Source organism: Marinicauda pacifica, from assembly GCF_004793635.1.
Lineage (GTDB): Bacteria > Pseudomonadota > Alphaproteobacteria > Caulobacterales > Maricaulaceae > Marinicauda > Marinicauda pacifica.
Window position 1 is genome coordinate 856,081 of sequence record NZ_SRXV01000001.1, and the last position, 17,100, is coordinate 873,180.

17 protein-coding genes are annotated in these 17,100 nt (G+C 64.2%); 15 read left to right on the top strand and 2 right to left on the bottom strand.

Annotated features, from left to right (window positions below):
* Nucleotide 1: 1 nt before the first annotated feature.
* Nucleotides 2-1,897 carry a peptidylprolyl isomerase gene (locus tag E5162_RS04105; RefSeq protein ID WP_135943663.1) on the bottom strand — a complete coding sequence of 632 codons (1,896 nt, stop codon included), beginning with the start codon at nt 1,895-1,897 and terminating at the stop codon, nt 2-4.
* A gap of 176 nt (nt 1,898-2,073) precedes the next feature.
* Between E5162_RS04105 and tpiA the strand changes: the two genes are divergently transcribed.
* From tpiA to E5162_RS04175, 14 genes are all read left to right on the top strand, one after another.
* The gene (tpiA, locus tag E5162_RS04110; RefSeq protein ID WP_135943664.1) at nt 2,074-2,808 is read left to right on the top strand and encodes a triose-phosphate isomerase; all 735 of its coding nucleotides are present in this window, start codon (nt 2,074-2,076) and stop codon (nt 2,806-2,808) included.
* 66 nt (nt 2,809-2,874) lie between these two features.
* Nucleotides 2,875-3,876, top strand: a complete 1,002-nt coding sequence (locus E5162_RS04115) for a response regulator (protein WP_135943665.1) — start codon at nt 2,875-2,877, stop codon at nt 3,874-3,876.
* Between the two features lie 49 nt (nt 3,877-3,925).
* Nucleotides 3,926-4,384: a preprotein translocase subunit SecG gene (gene secG, locus E5162_RS04120; protein WP_135943666.1), complete on the top strand. Its 459-nt coding sequence runs from the start codon at nt 3,926-3,928 to the stop codon at nt 4,382-4,384.
* Nucleotides 4,385-4,477: 93 nt separating this feature from the next.
* Nucleotides 4,478-6,106 carry a CTP synthase gene (locus E5162_RS04125; RefSeq protein ID WP_135943667.1) on the top strand — a complete coding sequence of 543 codons (1,629 nt, stop codon included), beginning with the start codon at nt 4,478-4,480 and terminating at the stop codon, nt 6,104-6,106.
* A 107-nt stretch (nt 6,107-6,213) separates the two neighbouring features.
* Nucleotides 6,214-6,396 (top strand): 50S ribosomal protein L32, encoded by a 183-nt coding sequence (gene rpmF, locus E5162_RS04130; RefSeq protein ID WP_135943668.1) that lies wholly within the window; start codon nt 6,214-6,216, stop codon nt 6,394-6,396.
* A 213-nt stretch (nt 6,397-6,609) separates the two neighbouring features.
* A complete protein-coding gene (eno, locus tag E5162_RS04135; protein ID WP_135943669.1) occupies nt 6,610-7,887 on the top strand; it encodes a phosphopyruvate hydratase in 1,278 nt (425 codons plus the stop codon).
* 134 nt (nt 7,888-8,021) lie between these two features.
* Complete coding sequence (locus E5162_RS04140; RefSeq protein WP_233342142.1) at nt 8,022-8,333, top strand: FtsB family cell division protein; 312 nt, start codon at nt 8,022-8,024, stop codon at nt 8,331-8,333.
* A gap of 123 nt (nt 8,334-8,456) precedes the next feature.
* Nucleotides 8,457-9,497: a pyruvate dehydrogenase (acetyl-transferring) E1 component subunit alpha gene (pdhA, locus tag E5162_RS04145; RefSeq protein WP_135943670.1), complete on the top strand. Its 1,041-nt coding sequence runs from the start codon at nt 8,457-8,459 to the stop codon at nt 9,495-9,497.
* A 4-nt stretch (nt 9,498-9,501) separates the two neighbouring features.
* Nucleotides 9,502-9,909, top strand: a complete 408-nt coding sequence (locus tag E5162_RS04150) for a nuclear transport factor 2 family protein (protein ID WP_135943671.1) — start codon at nt 9,502-9,504, stop codon at nt 9,907-9,909.
* Complete coding sequence (locus tag E5162_RS04155) at nt 9,909-11,366, top strand: pyruvate dehydrogenase complex E1 component subunit beta (protein ID WP_135943672.1); 1,458 nt, start codon at nt 9,909-9,911, stop codon at nt 11,364-11,366. The genes E5162_RS04150 and E5162_RS04155 overlap by 1 nt, the downstream gene beginning before the upstream one ends.
* Nucleotides 11,367-11,372: 6 nt before the next feature.
* Nucleotides 11,373-11,789 carry a hypothetical protein gene (locus tag E5162_RS04160; protein ID WP_135943673.1) on the top strand — a complete coding sequence of 139 codons (417 nt, stop codon included), beginning with the start codon at nt 11,373-11,375 and terminating at the stop codon, nt 11,787-11,789.
* Nucleotides 11,790-11,807: 18 nt separating this feature from the next.
* Nucleotides 11,808-13,241, top strand: coding sequence for a pyruvate dehydrogenase complex dihydrolipoamide acetyltransferase (locus E5162_RS04165; RefSeq protein ID WP_135943674.1), 1,434 nt, complete (start codon nt 11,808-11,810; stop codon nt 13,239-13,241).
* A 4-nt stretch (nt 13,242-13,245) separates the two neighbouring features.
* Nucleotides 13,246-13,617, top strand: coding sequence for a cupin domain-containing protein (locus E5162_RS04170; RefSeq protein ID WP_135943675.1), 372 nt, complete (start codon nt 13,246-13,248; stop codon nt 13,615-13,617).
* Nucleotides 13,618-13,761: 144 nt separating this feature from the next.
* Nucleotides 13,762-14,553 carry an acyl-CoA thioesterase gene (locus E5162_RS04175; RefSeq protein WP_135943676.1) on the top strand — a complete coding sequence of 264 codons (792 nt, stop codon included), beginning with the start codon at nt 13,762-13,764 and terminating at the stop codon, nt 14,551-14,553.
* 51 nt (nt 14,554-14,604) lie between these two features.
* Here E5162_RS04175 and E5162_RS04180 read toward each other — a convergent pair whose 3' ends face one another.
* Nucleotides 14,605-15,510, bottom strand: coding sequence for a haloalkane dehalogenase (locus E5162_RS04180; protein ID WP_135943677.1), 906 nt, complete (start codon nt 15,508-15,510; stop codon nt 14,605-14,607).
* Between the two features lie 148 nt (nt 15,511-15,658).
* Here E5162_RS04180 and lpdA point away from each other — a divergent pair, with 148 nt between their 5' ends.
* Entirely contained in the window at nt 15,659-17,071 is a 1,413-nt protein-coding gene (lpdA, locus tag E5162_RS04185; protein WP_135943678.1) for a dihydrolipoyl dehydrogenase, read from the top strand.
* Nucleotides 17,072-17,100 lie beyond the last annotated feature (29 nt).

Below are 17,100 nucleotides of genomic sequence, written 5' to 3' on the forward strand. Positions count from 1 at the left end.
GTTACGGGTTGGCGTTCGAGCGGCCCAGAGCCTGGTCGATCAGGGTAGGGTTGCGTTCGATCTCATAGGTCGACAGCAGGTGGGTCCGGATCAGCTGGGACAGATCGCTTTCAAGACCGGCGGCGATGTCGGTGCGTGTCTCGTCCGTGGGGTCCAAGCTGGCCGGGGGCATGATCTCGCTCACGCGGGCCACGGCCCGGGTCCGCTGATCGCCTGCACGCGCCTCGAACACCTCGTTCTCGCCGGCCGCGAAGGCGCGGCGAACCAGGTCCTGATTGAACGGCCCGGCCGTTTCGGACCGACGCAGTGTCGCGGTTTCCACTCGCGCGCCTTCGCCAAAGGAGTCGGCAATCGCGTTCAGGTCCTCGCCCGCCTCAAGGCGGGTCATCGCCTCGTCGGCGCGTTCCTGCAGCCGCTCGTCAACCGTGCGGAAGCGCCACAGCGTCTCCGCGCGCTCGCGGACCTCGGCCAGATCGGGGACGCGCGCGGGTTCGACCGCATCGACGCGCAGCACGAAATACCCGTTCTCGCCATACTCGGTGGGATCGGTCTCGAACCCTGCGGGAAACTCGAACGCGGCGGCGAGGATTTCCTCGTTATCGGCAAGGCCCCTGACCCGGACGCCATCGGCCGTCACGCCCGACTGCGACACGAAGTCGAAATACTCCACCGGAATGCCGGCCTGCGCCCCGGCCTGGTCGAGTGCCATGCCGCCGGCGCGGGCTTCATCGAGTTCGAAAATCTTGTCCAGAACCAGCTGCTCGGCCTGATCGAGCGCCAGCTCGGCACGCAGACCGGCGCGGGCCTGTTCGAAACCGGGCACCTGGGGATCGTTCGCCGCATCGATCAGCACAACGCGCCAGCCGAGCCGGGCCTCCACCGCGACCGCCTCGTTCGCGCCGGCCTCGAAAGCTGCATCGGCCACGGCGCTCTGGGGAATTTCGTAGGCCTGAACATCGGTCAGCTCGACCGGCTCGCCCAGACCGAATTCGGCGGCGACCTCGGCCGGATCGGTCCCGGCATTGAGCGCCACGGCCGCGCTTTGCGCCGTGGCCTCGTCGGGCGCATTCCACTGGCGCAGCGAGCGCGTCGCAGGATCGGCGAGTTCGCCATTCTCAAGGCGGATCTCATACAGATTGCGCAGATCGTCTTCGGCGACCTCAATGTCGCGCATCATCAGTTCCGGCGAAACGCGCGCCAGCGTGATCCGGCGGAGCTCGGGACGCTGGAAAGCCTGCGGCGTTTCGTCGATCAGGGTCTGAAGTTCTTCGTCGGTCGGTGCAGGCAAGTCGCCGGCCAGGGCAGGCGAGAGGAAGAGGGCGTCGACCGACCGACGCTCGCCCTCATAGGCCAGGCGCGCCGTTGCCATCGTGTCGGGAACGGCCAGCCCGGTCAGCAGGGGCAGCACCAGCTGCGTCCGCATCAGGTCCCCGCGGACGCTGTCTTCAAACTCGGTCTCGCTGTAGTTCGCGTTCGAGAGGGCCTGGCGATAGGCCTGACGGTCGAAGCGGCCGGTAAACGGATTGCTGAACGCCTCGATCGTCTGAATGCCGGCGCGCACTTCTTCGTCGGACACGCCGAGACGCAAGTCGTCCGCCTTGGCTTCAATCGCGGCCTGATCGATGAGGCGGCCGAGAACACGGTCGGGCAGACCCGCCTGTTCTGCCTGCTCTCGGGTCACGCCCGGGTTCTGGGTCTGGATGTTGCGCAGCTCACGTTGATAGGTGGTGCTCAGCTCCCGGGCGCTGATCGTTTCGCCGCCCACGGTGGCCGCCGATGTCGGCGAGACGCGGAAGACGTCAGTCACCCCGAACAGGGCGAACGCGGCCAGCAGCGGCACGATGATGATCAGGACGGCGAAAGGCGAGCGGGTGAGCGAACGAATGGCGGCAAGCATGAAGAATCAGGGCGCTGGGGCAGCGCCTCCCCCGGAATACGGTTGCAATTGCGCGCGAACCTAGCCGCCTCGCGGTTGGCCAGCAAGCGGGCGCTGCCGGTTCAGGGCATGCGTTGCCCGTTCGCGGCCACGCTGCTATCGCTGACGCCTTCAATCGCAATGGTGAGGAGCAGACGGTGCGGCGCACGCTAATCGCAGGAAACTGGAAGATGCACGGCCTGACCGCCGACCTGAGCTGGGTCGAGGCCTTCCACCGCGCCGCCAATCCCAACGCGCCCTGCGACGTACTGGTCTGTCCACCCTTCACCTTGCTTGCGGCCTTCGCGGCGCGCTGCACCGACAAGGCGATCGAGGTGGGGGCGCAAGATTGCGGACCGGCCGCCACGGGCGCCTACACCGGAGACGTGTCTGCGCAAATGGTCGCCGATTGCGGTGCGCGATACGTGATTACGGGCCATTCCGAGCGGCGGGCCGGGCACGGGGAAACCAGCGAGGCGGTTCGCACCAAGGCTGATGCGGCGTTGAGCGCGGGCCTGATCCCGATCATCTGCGTGGGCGAGACGCTGGAGGATCGCGAGGCGGGCAGGGCCGAAGATGTGGTCAGCGCGCAGCTGCACGGCAGCGTGCCGGAGTCGGTCACGGGAGCGGATGTGATCGTGGCCTATGAACCGGTGTGGGCGATCGGCACGGGCCGGTCGGCAAGTGCGGAGGACGCGCAGTCCATGCACGCGCACATTCGCGAGATCTGGTCGCGCGGGCGCCCGGAGGCCTTGCGGATACTCTATGGCGGTTCGGTCAAGCCGGACAACAGCGCGGAAATCTTGGTCGGGGCTGACGTTGATGGGGCGCTGATCGGCGGCGCAAGTCTGGACCCGGAATGTTTTGCATCAATTGTTAACTCTGTCCGGTAAGGCGATTTTCACCTGTTCTGCGAATACTGCGTTGAAGAAACATGCAGAAAGCAGACGGGGTGTTGAATGGCGGGCATTGATTACAAGAAGGCGTCCGCGGTCATTTTCGACCCGGTGCACGTCAATCTGAGAACCACGCGGTACGCGCTTCACGAGATCGGATTTCGCGAGATCGAAAGCATCGGTTCTCTGGCCGAAATGCGCCGCCGGATCGACGAAAAGCCGGCTCATCTCATCGTGCTCGAAACCTCCCAGAACGAAGCCGAAGTCTTTCGCCTGGTCCGGGCGATCCGCTCGGGCGAGGTGGGCGGCAACGCGTTCATGGCGATTCTGCTGACCTGCTGGGTGCGCGACGGGAATATCCTCAAGCAGGCCATCGGCTCGGGCGCAGACGACGTGATCATTCGTCCGTTCTCCACCAGTTTTGTCGAGGAGCGTATCCGCACCCTGGTCAAGGCGCGCAAACCCTTCATCGTGACCAGCGACTATATCGGGCCGGACCGCCGGCGCGACGACCAGCGCGGAAGTGGTAGCGTAAAGGCGATCGAGGCGCCCAACACGCTCAAAGTCGCCGTTGAGGGCGACGAAGAGGCGATGCACCAGGCGGCGGCGTGGATTCACGAGGCGCAGCAGACGGTCGAAAGCGAGCGGGTGCGCCGTTTGTGCATGCGCATCGTCGTGGGCATGGAAGCGGCCGTGCGCGAGCGCCAGGCTGGACGCACAGCCCAGATCGATTTCACCGACCTGGAACGGACCGGCAAGGAATTGCGCATGCGCCTGGCCAAGGCACGGGCGCGCGAAGCGTGCCGGGTTGCCCAGGCGCTCGCCGAGGTCATCGTGTCGCTACAGACCGAAGAAGGCTTCAGCCGCTCCAATCTCGGCCTGGCCAAGGAGCTGGCCATGGGGGCCTACGCGGCCTTTGTGGGCGGCGACGATGCCAGCGGGATTCCGGGCGCGGGCGAAGAAATCGAACGCACTGTCGAAGCCTTGCGCAAGCGCATGGTGGTCCAACAGCAGAATGACGGTGGCGCAGAGGACGACGCTGAGCTAAAACGCGCGGCCAGCTAGACGCCGGACCGCTCGGGCCCGGCAGGTTCCAACGCGTAAAGCGAGCGTCATGACGACTGTTCTTCTCATCGTGCACCTTCTGGTGGCCTCGGCTCTGGTCGCGGTCATCCTCATGCAGCGTTCCGAAGGCGGAGCGCTGGGTATCGGCGGTGGCGGGCCGGGCGGCATGATGAGCGGACGCGGCGCGGCCAATCTGATGACGCGCCTGACGATGATTCTCGGCGCCATCTTCGTCGCGAACTCGGTTTTGCTGGCGATCGTGTCGGGTATCGACTCGACCGGACGTTCGGTTTTCGACGAGGAGCGCATCGAGCAGGATGGCGATTCGATCGAGGGCCTGTTCGGCGACGCGTTCAGCGGTTCGGGCTCCGAAACCGGCGACGAGGACGTTCCCCAGTTTCCCGCCGAGGACAGCCCGGCAGGCCAGTCGCCTGAAGTTCCAGGCGACGTTCCGGCCGAAGATCCCAGTGCCGAGACCGAAGAGCCTGCGGTTCCTGGCGACCGCTAGGCGGTCTGCTTTCGCGTCATCAACTGAGTTTTTGTGGCGGCAAGCAGGCTTGCCGCTTCCGCCCTTCGTGATTCTGCGCTAATCCGAGTGCCCATGCCGCGATATATTTTCATCACAGGCGGCGTGGTCTCCTCGCTTGGAAAAGGCCTCGCCTCAGCCGCCCTCGGAGCTCTGCTCCAGGCCCGTGGATACAAGGTCCGTCTGCGCAAGCTGGACCCGTATCTCAACGTCGACCCGGGTACGATGTCGCCCTACCAGCACGGTGAGGTCTTCGTCACCGAGGACGGGGCGGAAACCGATCTGGATCTGGGTCATTACGAGCGCTTTACCGGCGTCAATGCCGCGCAGAGCGACAATGTGACGACCGGGCGCATCTATTCCCAGATCATCGAACGGGAACGCCGCGGCGACTATCTGGGCGCCACGGTGCAGGTCATTCCCCACGTCACCGACTCGATCAAGAAATTCGTCCTGTCCGACGCCGGCGATGTCGATTTCGTGCTGTGCGAGATTGGCGGAACGGTCGGCGACATTGAGGGCCTGCCTTTCTTCGAGGCAATTCGCCAGCTCGGCCAGGAGCTCGGCCGCGATCAGGTAATCTTCATTCACGTGACGCTGCTGCCCTTCATCAAGGCGGCCGGCGAGATGAAGACCAAGCCGACCCAGCACTCGGTCAAGGAATTGCGCTCGATCGGCATCCAGCCCGACGTGCTGCTGTGCCGCTGCGAGATTCCCATCGATCCGGGCGACAAGCGCAAGATCGCGCTGTTCTGCAACGTGCCGGAGAATGCCGTCATCGAGGGGCGCGATGCGTCCTCGCTGTATGACGTGCCGCTGGAATACCACGCGCAGGGCTTCGACCGGGTCGTGCTGGAGCGTTTCCGCATCGACGATGCGCCCGAGCCCGACCTGACGCGCTGGCTGGACATCTCGCGCGTCGTTGCGGCGCCGGACGGGGAAGTCACGATTGCCATCGTGGGCAAGTATACCGTCCTGATGGACGCGTATAAGTCGCTGATGGAGGCGCTCGTCCATGGCGGCATCGCCAACGGCGTGAAGGTGAAACTGCGCTGGCTGGACTCCGAACAGTTCGAGCAGCCCGATTCGTTCGGCGCGCTGGAAGACGTGCACGGCATCCTGGTGCCCGGCGGCTTTGGCGAGCGCGGCGCGGAAGGCAAGATCGCGGCGGCGCGGTTCGCCCGCGAGCGCAAGATTCCCTATTTCGGCATCTGCTACGGCATGCAGATGGCGGTGCTGGAAGCGGCCCGGAACCTGGCGGGGATCGAGGATGCGACGAGCTCCGAATTTGCCGCCGAAGGCACCCACCTGGTCGGCCTGCTGACCGAGTGGCTGCAGGGCAATGCGTTGCAGCGCCGCTCGGCCGAGGGCGATCTGGGCGGAACGATGCGCCTGGGCGCCTATCCGGCGAGCCTGGTCGAAGGCACAAGGGTGCGCGAGATCTATGGCGCGGCGGAGATTTCGGAACGCCATCGCCACCGCTACGAGGTCAATATCGACTATCGCGAGCGCCTGGAGCGGGCTGGGCTGGTGTTCTCCGGACTGTCGCCGGACGGCATCCTTCCCGAGATCGTGGAATACGCCGACCATCCCTGGTTCATCGGTGTGCAATTCCACCCCGAATACAAGTCGCGGCCGTTCGAGCCCCATCCGCTGTTTTCAAGCTTCATCTCCGCCGCGATGGAGCAATCGCGGCTGGTGTAGGTGAAGAGTTGCCTTGGCGGGCGGTTTTCTGTATAGCCGCGCCTTCACATCGCCGGTGAACACCGCGCGATTTCCGATTTTGAGTCGTTTGCAAGTGGAGAGACCCGATGGCGGTCCCTAAGAGAAAAACCACCCCGTCGAAGCGCAACATGCGCCGGTCCCATGACGCGATCGGCAGCACGGCGTATGTCGAGGACAAGGATAGCGGCGAACTGCGCCGTCCCCACCATGTCGATCTGAAAAGCGGCATGTATCGCGGCAAGCAGATCCTCGAGCCGAAAGACGACTGAGCCTTTTTTAGGTTCGATGTTTTTAAAGACCCCGCGCGAGAGATCGCGCGGGGTTTTTCGTGCATGCCGGTCAAGCTCTGAAACCTGCGGGCGGCCCAGAGGGCCGAGCCGGGATTTCAGCGTATGAATGTGAAGTCGGCCGGGGCTTCCCCCGCTTCGAACGCTCGTCTATGAAGCGCGCAAATCCTTCCCTTGCTCAGCAGGAACGCCTCCATGACCGCGATCGTCGATATTCTCGCCCGTGAAATTCTCGATAGCCGGGGCAATCCCACGGTCGAAGTCGACGTGATGCTGGAAGACGGCTCGATGGGCCGCGCGGCGGTGCCCTCGGGGGCCTCGACCGGCGCGCACGAGGCGGTCGAGAAGCGCGACGGGGATGCGCGCTATAACGGCAAGGGTGTGCGCCAGGCCGTCAACGCGGTCGAGGGCGAGATCTTCGACGCACTGGCCGGCTTTGATGCCGAGGAACAGCGCCATATCGACGAGGTTCTGATCGGGCTGGACGGGACGGAGAACAAGTCGCGTCTCGGCGCCAACGCGATGCTGGGCGTGTCGATGGCGGTGGCCAAGGCGGCGGCCCAGGCGGTCAACCTGCCGCTCTACCGCTATGTCGGCGGGGTCAATGCGCGCCAGCTTCCGACGCCGATGATGAATATCATCAATGGCGGCGCGCACGCCGACAATCCGATCGACTTCCAGGAGTTCATGATCATGCCGGTGGGCGTGGAGAGCTTTGCCGAGGCGGTGCGCTGCGGCTCGGAGATCTTCCACGCGCTGAAAAAGCGCCTCAAGCAGGACGGCCACAATACCAATGTCGGCGACGAGGGCGGGTTTGCGCCCGACCTGAAGAGTGCGGAGGCCGCGCTGGACGCCATCATGAAGGCCACCGAGGACGCAGGCTATACGCCGGGCGAGGATGTCGCGCTCGCTCTCGATGTGGCCTCGACCGAGTTCTTCAAGGACGGCCAGTACGTGCTGGAAGGCGCGGGCGTGGCGCACAAACCCGAAGCGTTCGGCAGCTATCTGAAGAAACTGGTGGCCGATTATCCGATCCTCTCCATCGAGGACGGCATGGCCGAAGACGACTGGGAGGGCTGGGTCGCGCTGACCGAGGCCCTCGACGGGGAATGCCAGCTGGTCGGCGACGATCTGTTCGTGACCAATCCCAAGCGCCTGTGGCGCGGCATCCAGGATGGCGCGGCGAACGCGATCCTGGTCAAGGTCAACCAGATCGGCACGCTCTCGGAGACGCTGGATGCCGTCGAAATGGCATTGCGCGCCGGCTATGGCGCGGTGATGAGCCACCGCTCAGGAGAGACCGAGGACGCGACCATTGCCGACCTGGCGGTGGCCACGAACTGCGGACAGATCAAGACCGGCTCGCTGGCCCGCTCCGACCGGACGGCGAAGTATAACCAGCTGCTGCGCATCGAAGCCGAGCTGGGCTCGACCGGGCTCTATGCCGGGCGCCGGGCCATCGCGGCGGCCTGAATGCGGCCGGGCGACTGACATTGCCCGAATCGCAACTGAGGCCTGCAAGGCGCTTCTAACTCTTCCTTTACGCTACGCCGGGTAAGGTTCGCCCACGATCCGCAGAAATGGCGGACGGTGGATGGGATGGTCTGATGAAGCTGAAGCGCTTCGCTCCGACTCTCGCGCTGGCAAGCGCTATCGCCTATCTGGGCTATCACGCCCTGGAAGGCGATCAGGGTCTGTACAGCTATATGGTGACCCAGTCGCGCATCGCGGAAACGCAGGCCGAGCTCGAGCTGGCTCAGGTTGAGCGCCGCGACCTAGAAGATCGCGTGGCGCGGCTATCCCCTGACCAGGGTGCACTCGACCTGGACTATGTCGAAGAGCGTGCGCGTGAAGTCCTGAACTTCGCACATCCCGATGAAATCATTATAAAAATCGAACCGCAGCGCGTGCGCTACTAGGCGTCTCTGACACTTATTTCGCAAGCGCAGCAATCCTTTTGCCGCTTTACCTGCCGGGCCGATCCCTGTTAAGTCCGGGCGGAACTCAGACAGGGAGCGCGACTTATTGTTCGCGTGCGAAATATGGCGAGCAAGAGCTCTTCCTCCTCCTCTACGTCCTCCGCATCGAAGAAGTCGTCCGGCGCGTCGAAGAAGCTGACGGTCGAGAAGGACCAGATGCTGTCCTGGTACAAGGATATGCTGCTGATCCGCCGGTTCGAGGAGAAGGCCGGCCAGCTTTACGGCATGGGCCTGATCGCGGGCTTCTGCCACCTCTATATCGGCCAGGAAGCGGTCGTTGTCGGCGTGCAGGGCGCGCTTGAAGAGGGCGACCAGGTCGTCACCGGTTACCGCGATCACGGCCACATGCTGGCCACCGGCATGGACCCGAACGGGGTCATGGCCGAGCTGACCGGGCGCGAGGGCGGCTATTCGCGCGGCAAGGGCGGCTCCATGCACATGTTCAGCCGGGACAAGAACTTCTTCGGCGGTCACGGCATTGTCGGCGCGCAGGTTCCCATCGGGACGGGTCTGGCGCTGTCGAACAAGTACAAGGAAAACGGCAAGATCTCCGTGACCTATTTCGGCGACGGCGCGGCCAACCAGGGCCAGGTCTATGAGAGCTTCAACATGGCCAAGATCTGGGACCTGCCGGTCGTCTACGTGATCGAGAACAATCAGTACGCCATGGGTACGAGCGTGAAGCGCTCGAGCTCCGAGACCCATCTCTACAAGCGCGGCGTGTCGTTCAACATTCCCGGCGAGGAAGTCGACGGGATGGACGTGGTCGCCGTGAACGAGGCCGCGGCCAAGGCCGCCGAGCATGCGCGCTCGGGCAACGGGCCGTATATCCTGGAGATGAAGACCTACCGCTATCGCGGTCACTCCATGTCCGACCCGGCCAAATACCGCACGCGCGAGGAAGTCGACGATATCCGCTCGCACTCCGACCCCATCGAAGGCGCCAAGAAGAAAATCCTCGAAGCCGGCTATGCCGACGAGGACGCGCTGAAGAAAATGGACAAGGAGATCAAGGAGATCGTTTCGGACTCCGCGGACTTTGCCCGCGAGAGCCCGGAGCCGAACCCGGACGAGCTCTATACCGACGTTCTGATCGAGGGGTAGGGCGGTGACCGCTCACGAATTCCTGTCCCGCTGGCACGAAGCCGTACTGGCCAAAGACGCGACAGCGCTCTCTGCAATCATTGCGGAGGGATGCGAGCTGCGTTCTCCGGTCGTGTGGACGCCCACGCAGGACAAGGACTACCTGATTCACATTCTTCAAGGCGTGATCGAGACCGTCGACGGCTTTGCCTATCGAAACGAGGTGATTGACGGCCAGGACCTGATCCTGGAGTTCACCGGAACGGTCGATAGCAAGGGCCTGGTCGGTATCGACAAGATCACGCTGAACGAGCAGGGCGAAATGGTCCTCATCGAGGTCCTGATCCGTCCGCTCAATACCCTTATGGCCTTTGCCGAGCGCATGCGTGCGCATGCCTTGCGCTACCAATCTCCAGCCGGAGCGACCGCCTGATGCCCATCGAAGTATTGATGCCCGCCCTGTCCCCGACCATGGAGGAGGGCACGCTTGCCAAGTGGAATGTCAAACCGGGTGACACGGTCAGTTCCGGCGACGTCATTGCCGAAATCGAGACCGACAAGGCCACGATGGAAGTCGAGGCCGTGGAAGAGGGCACGGTCGGCAAGCTGCTCGTCGAGGAGAGCACCGAAGGCGTGAAGGTCAACGCCGTGATCGCCCTGCTGCTGGACGAAGACGAGGACGAGAGCGCCCTGGACGATTACACGCCGGGCGAGGACAAGCCCGAAGCCCAGGGCGCAGCCTCTTCCGATGAAAGCACGGACGAGTCCGAGAGCGGCTCCGCCTCCCAGAAGGAGAGCGAAAAGGGCGGCGAGGCATCGGAGAGTTCCGATCACAAACAGCCCGAACGCGTGCGTCATGCCCAGCCGTCCGCCTCCGACCCGGAAATCCCCGAAGGCACATCGATGAAGGAGACCGCGGTTCGCGACGCGCTGCGTGACGCGATGGCCGAGGAAATGCGCCGCGACGAGGCCGTCTTCGTGATGGGCGAGGAAGTGGCCGAGTATCAGGGCGCCTACAAAGTGACCCGTGAGCTTCTCCAGGAATTCGGCGACAAGCGCGTCATCGATACCCCGATCACCGAACACGGCTTTGCTGGCGTCGGTGTCGGCGCGGCCTTCGGCAAGCTGAAGCCGATCGTCGAGTTCATGACCTTCAACTTCGCCATGCAGGCCATCGACCAGATCATCAACTCGGCGGCCAAGACGCTGTACATGTCCGGCGGGCAGATGGGCTGCCCCATCGTGTTCCGCGGCCCCAACGGCGCGGCCAGCCGCGTCGGCGCCCAGCACAGCCAGGATTATTCGAGCTGGTATGCCCATGTTCCCGGCCTGAAAGTCATCGCGCCCTACGATGCGGCGGACGCCAAGGGCCTGCTGAAGGCCGCCATCCGCGATCCCAACCCGGTCGTGTTCCTGGAACACGAGCTGATGTACGGCGAAACCTTCGACGTACCCGACATGGAGGACTGGGTCCTTCCCATCGGCAAGGCGAAGGTGCGCCGGATCGGGAGCGACCTGACCATCACGGCCCATTCGCGCATGGTCGGCTACGCGCTCGAGGCGGCAGAGACGCTGTCGCAGGAGCATGGCATCGAGGCCGAGGTGATCGACCTGCGTACGCTGCGTCCGCTGGACACGAAAACGATCGTGGATTCGGTCAAGAAGACCAATCGCCTGGTCTGCGCGGAAGAAGGCTGGGGCCAGCATGGCGTGGGCGCGGAAATCGCCGCCGTGGTGACAGCCGAGGCGTTCGACTATCTCGACGCTCCGCCTGCGCGCGTGCACCAGGCCGATGTGCCGCTGCCCTATGCGGCGAACCTGGAAAAGCTCTCTCTTCCGGGCGTGGCCGATATCATCACCGCGGCGAAGGCCGTCTGTTACGTGGATTGATCGACAATGACCGAAGCCGATGTGATCGAGCAGCTGATCGAGTTCATGAACGTGCTCATGCTCGGCGTGTCGGTCTTCTTCACGATCGTGTCGGCCTATATCGTCGCGCTCTATGCGTTCCTGGCCCGGGCAGGGGGCATCTTGCGCCTGTTCGCCTTTGCCTTCTTCAGCGCTGCTGTCGCCTTCCTGATCGTCTTCTTTCAGGGCGCGCGCGTCCAGCACGCCGGACTGATCGACACGCTGTACGAGATTGACGGGCGACAGGGCCTCTCCCCGGCGGGACAGGCCGCGCTGATCAACTCGGCCAGCGGCGTGGATGCGAATATCGAGATGGTGATGTGGGCGGTCGGACTCGGCTTCTACGTTGCCACCTTCCTGCTGACCTTCTTCCCGCGCCTGATCCTGCGCGCGCCAAACGCTTAAACCCTGCGGAGCCTTTTCATGCCCATCGAAGTTCTGATGCCCGCCCTGTCGCCCACCATGGAGGAGGGCACGCTGTCCAGCTGGCAGGTGAAGGAAGGTGACGAGGTCAAATCCGGCGACATCATCGCCGAGATCGAGACCGACAAGGCGACCATGGAGGTCGAGGCCGTCGACGAGGGCCGGGTCGGCAAGCTGCTGGTCGAGGAAGGCAGCGAAGGTGTGAAGGTCAATCAGGTCATCGCCCTGTTGCTGGAAGAGGGCGAGGACGACAGCGCGATAGACGACTGGACGCCGGGTGACGACAAGCCGGAAGCCAAGGCGCCGGGCTCCGGCCCGGAAGAAAGCCCCGACACGTCGAAGGCGGGGGGCGGGGCCTCGGAGACCAAGAGCGAAGAGGCCGGCAAGAGCCCGGATCGCGCCGAGGGCAAATCCGGGGATTCAGGAAAGCAGGCGTCAGCCAAAGATCCCAATGTGAGCGAGGGCGCGTCCGAGACCAAGGCGCCGCCGGCACCGGAGAAGGATGGTGAGCGGGTGAAGGCCAGTCCTCTGGCCCGCCGTCTGGCGGCCGATGCCGATATCGAGCTGACGGCCGTTACCGGCTCCGGGCCGCATGGCCGGATCGTCAAACGCGATATCGAAAAGGCGAAGGAAGAGGGCGTAGGCAAGGCCGCCGCGAAAGCGACGGCCAAGTCCGAGCCGTCCGCAGAGAAACCGAAACAGATCGACGAGAAAGAGCCCCTCAAGGCCTATGGCATTTCGAGCGAGCGCTACGAGATCGTTAAGGCGGACGGCATCCAGAAGATTTCAGCCAAGCGCCTGTCGGAGTCCTTCCGCGACGTACCGCACTTCCCGCTCAACGTGGATGTGCATATCGATGCGCTGCTGGAGTTCCGCAAGAAGATCAACGCCAAGGCGCCCGAGGGCGTGAAGGTCTCCGTCAACGACATCCTGATCAAGGCGTCCGGCGCGGCGCTGAAAGCCCAGCCCGACGCCAATGCGAGCTGGATCGAGGACGGGCGCGTGGCCCGGCACAAGCATGCCGATGTCTCGGTCGCCGTGGCGATCGAGGGCGGGCTGATAACGCCGGTGATCAAGGATGCCGACCGCAAGGGCCTGGCGGAAATCTCGCGCGAGATGAAGGACCTGGCCGAGCGGGCGCGCGACCGCAAGCTGAAGCCGGAGGAATACCAGGGCGGGACGTTCTCGCTGTCCAATCTGGGCATGTTCGGGATCAGCTCCTTTGCCTCCATCCTGAACCCGCCCCAGGGCATGATCCTGTCGGTCGGCGCGGGAGAGGAACGCCCGGTCGTGAAGGACGGGGCGCTGGCCAAGGCGACGGTTATGACCGTGACGCTGACCTGCGATCACCGCGTGGTCGATGGCGCGACCGGTGCCCGCTGGCTCAATGCCTTCAAGGCCTATCTCGAAGACCCGATGACGCTGTTGATGTAGAGCGATGAACGCGCCCCAAGTCATCAATATCGCCGCCAAGCACGCGCGCTTCGACGATGTCTGGTCGCCCAAGCGCGTGGCGCGGGTGGACGATTACGAGGTCAAGCTGGCCAAGGCCGAGGGCGAGTTCATCTGGCATCACCACGAGGAGGAAGACGAGCTCTTCCTCGTCTTCCAGGGCGTGCTGCGCATCGAGATCGAGAACGGCGAGCCCCTCGTCCTGCGCCCCGGGGAGATGACGGTGATCCCCAAGGGGCTGCGCCACCGCCCCGTGGTGGAGGAGGGTCCGGTCCACATGCTGCTGCTGGAACGTGCCGGCGTGGTCAATACCGGCCAGGAAGGCGGGGCGCTGACCGCCGAGGTCGGCGAAATCTAGCGCCGGCCTTCGCCCCGGTTCCGCAAGCACCTTGAAAACAACGGAGCAGGACGGTTGCCGCCGGGTGCAGGGCTGGCGAAAGCGTCCTAGCTTGAGCGTGCCCACGTTCCGGGGAACGCGGGGGATGTAGCCCGGAGACCTGTCATGAGCCAACCTGCCCATCTCGCCGAGATCCGCCATACCGATCTCGTCTTTCCCGACCAGACCAATCACCAGGGCACCTATTTCGGGGGCGCGGCGATGGCCGAGATGGACAAGATCGCCTTCCTGGTCGCCGCCCGGCATGCGCGCCGGCCCTTCGTCACGGCCTCTTGCGACAGGCTGGATTTCGAAGCGCCGGTCTATGTCGGCAATCTGATCGAGCTGACCGGACAGGTGCGGATGGTCGGGCGCACGTCGATGGTGGTCGATGTCGAGCTGTCGGCGGAGGACCTGCGAACCGGCGAGCGCCGCCTGTGTACGCGAGGCGCCTTCACCATGGTGGCCGGCGACCGCAAGACCAATCCCGCCCGCCTGCCGCCCTCTCCGGACGCGCTGCCGGACTTCGCCGCGTCGGACGCCGGGTTCGCGCGGGTGCTGCAGCTCGTTTTTCCCGGTGACACCAATCACCTCGGCCAGCTCTTCGGCGGCAATGCGATGTCGCTGATGGGCAAGGCGGCCTACATCGCCGCCGCGCGCCATACGCGCAGCGATGTCGGCATGGCGGCCTCGGACAAGATCGATTTCATTGCGCCGACGAAGGAGGGCGAGCTGCTCGACGTCATCGCGCAGCTCTCTTCGGTCGGCCGGACCTCCATGCAGATTGCCGTGCGGGCCGAGGCCGAGGATCTGATGTCCGGCGAGCGCCGTCTGGTCGGCGAGGCGACCTATGTGATGGTCGCACTCGATGAAAACGGCCGCCCGACCCCGGCGCGCAGATTGGAGCCGCACTCCTGACGGTGTGTGCCCGCGATTACGGACACGCCTGGCCGGACCTCGATCCCGCCTTCAGGCCAGCGCGAAGCGTCTGACGGCTTCGCGGGCGATCGGCTCGCCATGTTCCTGGACGAAGTGTCCGCCCTGTTCGATCTTCATCGGTTCGGGACAGTTGCGGATCACGCTGCGTAGCGACTCCATCACGGCGGGGCCGAGGACCGGGTCCTGCATGCCGATGGCCATCAGGCTTTCGCCAGACCAGTCCTGGCTCCAGAATTTCAGAGCCTTCTTGCCCGTCTCCACACCTTCCATGTCCGGATCGGTCGGCACGATGGCCGGGAAGCGGCGCACGCCGGCCTTGTAGCGCTCGTCGGGGAAGGGCGCGGCATAGGCATTCGCTTCGCCATCGCTCATCCCCGCGGTGGAGCGTTTCAAGAGCGCGCCGACATCCATGTCCGGATGGGTACGCGCGTATTCGCGCCAGGCCTCGAACCCTTCGCCCGGGCTCTTGCCGATCCCGATCCCGGTATTCATCACGATGAGGCGGGTGAAGCGATCCGGATAATCCATCGGCAGCGTCAGGCCGAGCAGCCCGCCCCAGTCCTGGCAGACGAGGCAGATATCGGTCAGGTCCAGCCGCTCGATCAGGGCCTTGAGGGAGTTGCGGTGCCAGTGGAAGGTATAGACGCTGTCATCCACCGGCTTGTCCGAGCGGCCAAAGCCGAACAGGTCGGGCATCACGACCCGCGCGCCGGCGGCCAGGAAGACCGGGGCCATCTTGCGGTAGAGATAACTCCAGCTCGGTTCTCCATGCAGGCAGAGAAAGACCGGCGCATCCGAGCGCGGTCCTTCGTCATGGACGGCCATGCGCAGGCCCTCATAGCCTGGCAAGTCATCGATATAGCGCGGTTCATAGGTCCAGCCCGGCAGGGTGGCAAAGCGATCGTCCGGGGTGCGCAGGGCGTCAACGGTCGTCATAGGAACTCCTCACATGTCCATATCAGCATGCAACGCGTCGAGGTGTCTGGGAAAGCCCCCACTGCCGGGCTTCAGCCTGCGAACACATGGTGGCGTCCGCCGGGCGTAACCGGTAAGAAAAAACCGACCCAAAAGGCGGAGTTATTTCATGTCCGAAACAAAATTCGATCTGATCGTGGTTGGCGGCGGGCCGGGCGGCTATGTGGCGGCCATTCGCGGCGCCCAGCTGGGGATGAAGACCGCCGTGGTCGAGCGCGACAAGCTCGGCGGGATCTGCCTGAACTGGGGCTGCATCCCGACCAAGGCGCTGCTGCGCACGGCCGACGTCTATCACCTGATGAAGAACGCCAAGGAATTCGGTCTCAGCGCGGACAATATCTCCTTCGATCTCGACGCAGTGGTGAAACGCTCGCGCAAGGTGGCCGGCCGGCTGTCCTCGGGCGTGTCCAGCCTGATGAAGAAGAACAAGGTGACCGTGATCGAGGGCGAAGCGCGCCTGGAGAAGGGCAGTGAGGCGCCGGCCGTCATCGTGAAGGCCGACGGCAAGGATACGCGCTACACTGCCAGTCATGTCATTCTCGCGACCGGCGCGCGTGCAAGGACCATCCCCCAGGCCGGACTGGAGCCGGATGGCAAGCGGATCTGGACCTATCGCGAGGCGATGGTCCCTGACGAGATGCCGAAGAAGCTGCTGGTCATCGGATCGGGCGCGATCGGGATCGAGTTTGCCGACTTCTACGCGACCATGGGCGCGGAGGTGACCGTGGTCGAGATGCTCGACCGCATCGTGCCTCAGGAAGATGAAGAAGTTTCTGCCTTCGCCCTGAAAGCGTTCAAGAAAAAGGGGCTGACCATTCATACCGGCGCGCAGGTCGAGAAGGTGAGCGTTTCCGGCAGCGCCGTAAAGGCGAAGATCAAGCTTTCTGGCGGCAAGACGGAAGAGAATACCTATGACCGCGCGATCCTCGCCATCGGGATCGTGGGCAATGTCGAGAATCTCGGGCTTGAGGAGCTCGGCGTCGAGATCGAGAAATCCCACGTGAAGACTGACGGGTTCGGGCGGACCGGGGTGAAAGGCCTGTACGCGATCGGGGATCTGACCGGCGCGCCGTGGCTTGCGCACAAGGCGTCTCACGAAGGCATTATCTGCGTGGAGAAGATTGCCGGCGAGAACCCGCACGCAATGGAAACGTCGAACATTCCCGCATGCACCTACTGTCATCCCCAGATCGCCTCGGTCGGCCTGACCGAAGCCAAGGCGAAAGAGGCCGGATACGAAATCCGGGTGGGGAATTTCCCCTTTGTCGGAAACGGCAAGGCGATTGCGCTGGGCGAAGATCAGGGCTTTGTGAAAACCATTTTCGACAAGAAGACGGGCGAGTTGCTGGGCGCGCACATGATCGGTGCAGACGTGACCGAGCTGATCCAGGGCTATGCGGTCGGCAAAACGCTGGAAACCACCGAGGCGGAGCTCATGCACACCGTCTTCCCGCACCCGACCCTGTCTGAAATGATGCACGAGAGCGTGCTGGACGCGTACGACCGGGCCATTCACTACTAATCGCTTGCATCCAGATCCGGTCTTGAGTG

Bases quoted from the DNA above. Each gene is read 5' to 3' on its own strand.
- secG (WP_135943666.1), top strand. From the start codon at position 3,926: ATGACGACTGTTCTTCTCATCGTGCACCTTCTGGTGGCCTCGGCTCTG.
- E5162_RS04140 (WP_233342142.1), top strand. From the start codon at position 8,022: ATGAAGCTGAAGCGCTTCGCTCCGACTCTCGCGCTGGCAAGCGCTATC.
- eno (WP_135943669.1), top strand. From the start codon at position 6,610: ATGACCGCGATCGTCGATATTCTCGCCCGTGAAATTCTCGATAGCCGG.
- lpdA (WP_135943678.1), top strand. From the start codon at position 15,659: ATGTCCGAAACAAAATTCGATCTGATCGTGGTTGGCGGCGGGCCGGGC.
- E5162_RS04175 (WP_135943676.1), top strand. From the start codon at position 13,762: ATGAGCCAACCTGCCCATCTCGCCGAGATCCGCCATACCGATCTCGTC.
- pdhA (WP_135943670.1), top strand. From the start codon at position 8,457: ATGGCGAGCAAGAGCTCTTCCTCCTCCTCTACGTCCTCCGCATCGAAG.
- E5162_RS04170 (WP_135943675.1), top strand. From the start codon at position 13,246: ATGAACGCGCCCCAAGTCATCAATATCGCCGCCAAGCACGCGCGCTTC.
- E5162_RS04125 (WP_135943667.1), top strand. From the start codon at position 4,478: ATGCCGCGATATATTTTCATCACAGGCGGCGTGGTCTCCTCGCTTGGA.
- rpmF (WP_135943668.1), top strand. From the start codon at position 6,214: ATGGCGGTCCCTAAGAGAAAAACCACCCCGTCGAAGCGCAACATGCGC.
- E5162_RS04165 (WP_135943674.1), top strand. From the start codon at position 11,808: ATGCCCATCGAAGTTCTGATGCCCGCCCTGTCGCCCACCATGGAGGAG.
- E5162_RS04180 (WP_135943677.1), bottom strand. From the start codon at position 15,510: ATGACGACCGTTGACGCCCTGCGCACCCCGGACGATCGCTTTGCCACC.
- E5162_RS04115 (WP_135943665.1), top strand. From the start codon at position 2,875: ATGGCGGGCATTGATTACAAGAAGGCGTCCGCGGTCATTTTCGACCCG.
- E5162_RS04160 (WP_135943673.1), top strand. From the start codon at position 11,373: ATGACCGAAGCCGATGTGATCGAGCAGCTGATCGAGTTCATGAACGTG.
- E5162_RS04105 (WP_135943663.1), bottom strand. From the start codon at position 1,897: ATGCTTGCCGCCATTCGTTCGCTCACCCGCTCGCCTTTCGCCGTCCTG.
- E5162_RS04155 (WP_135943672.1), top strand. From the start codon at position 9,909: ATGCCCATCGAAGTATTGATGCCCGCCCTGTCCCCGACCATGGAGGAG.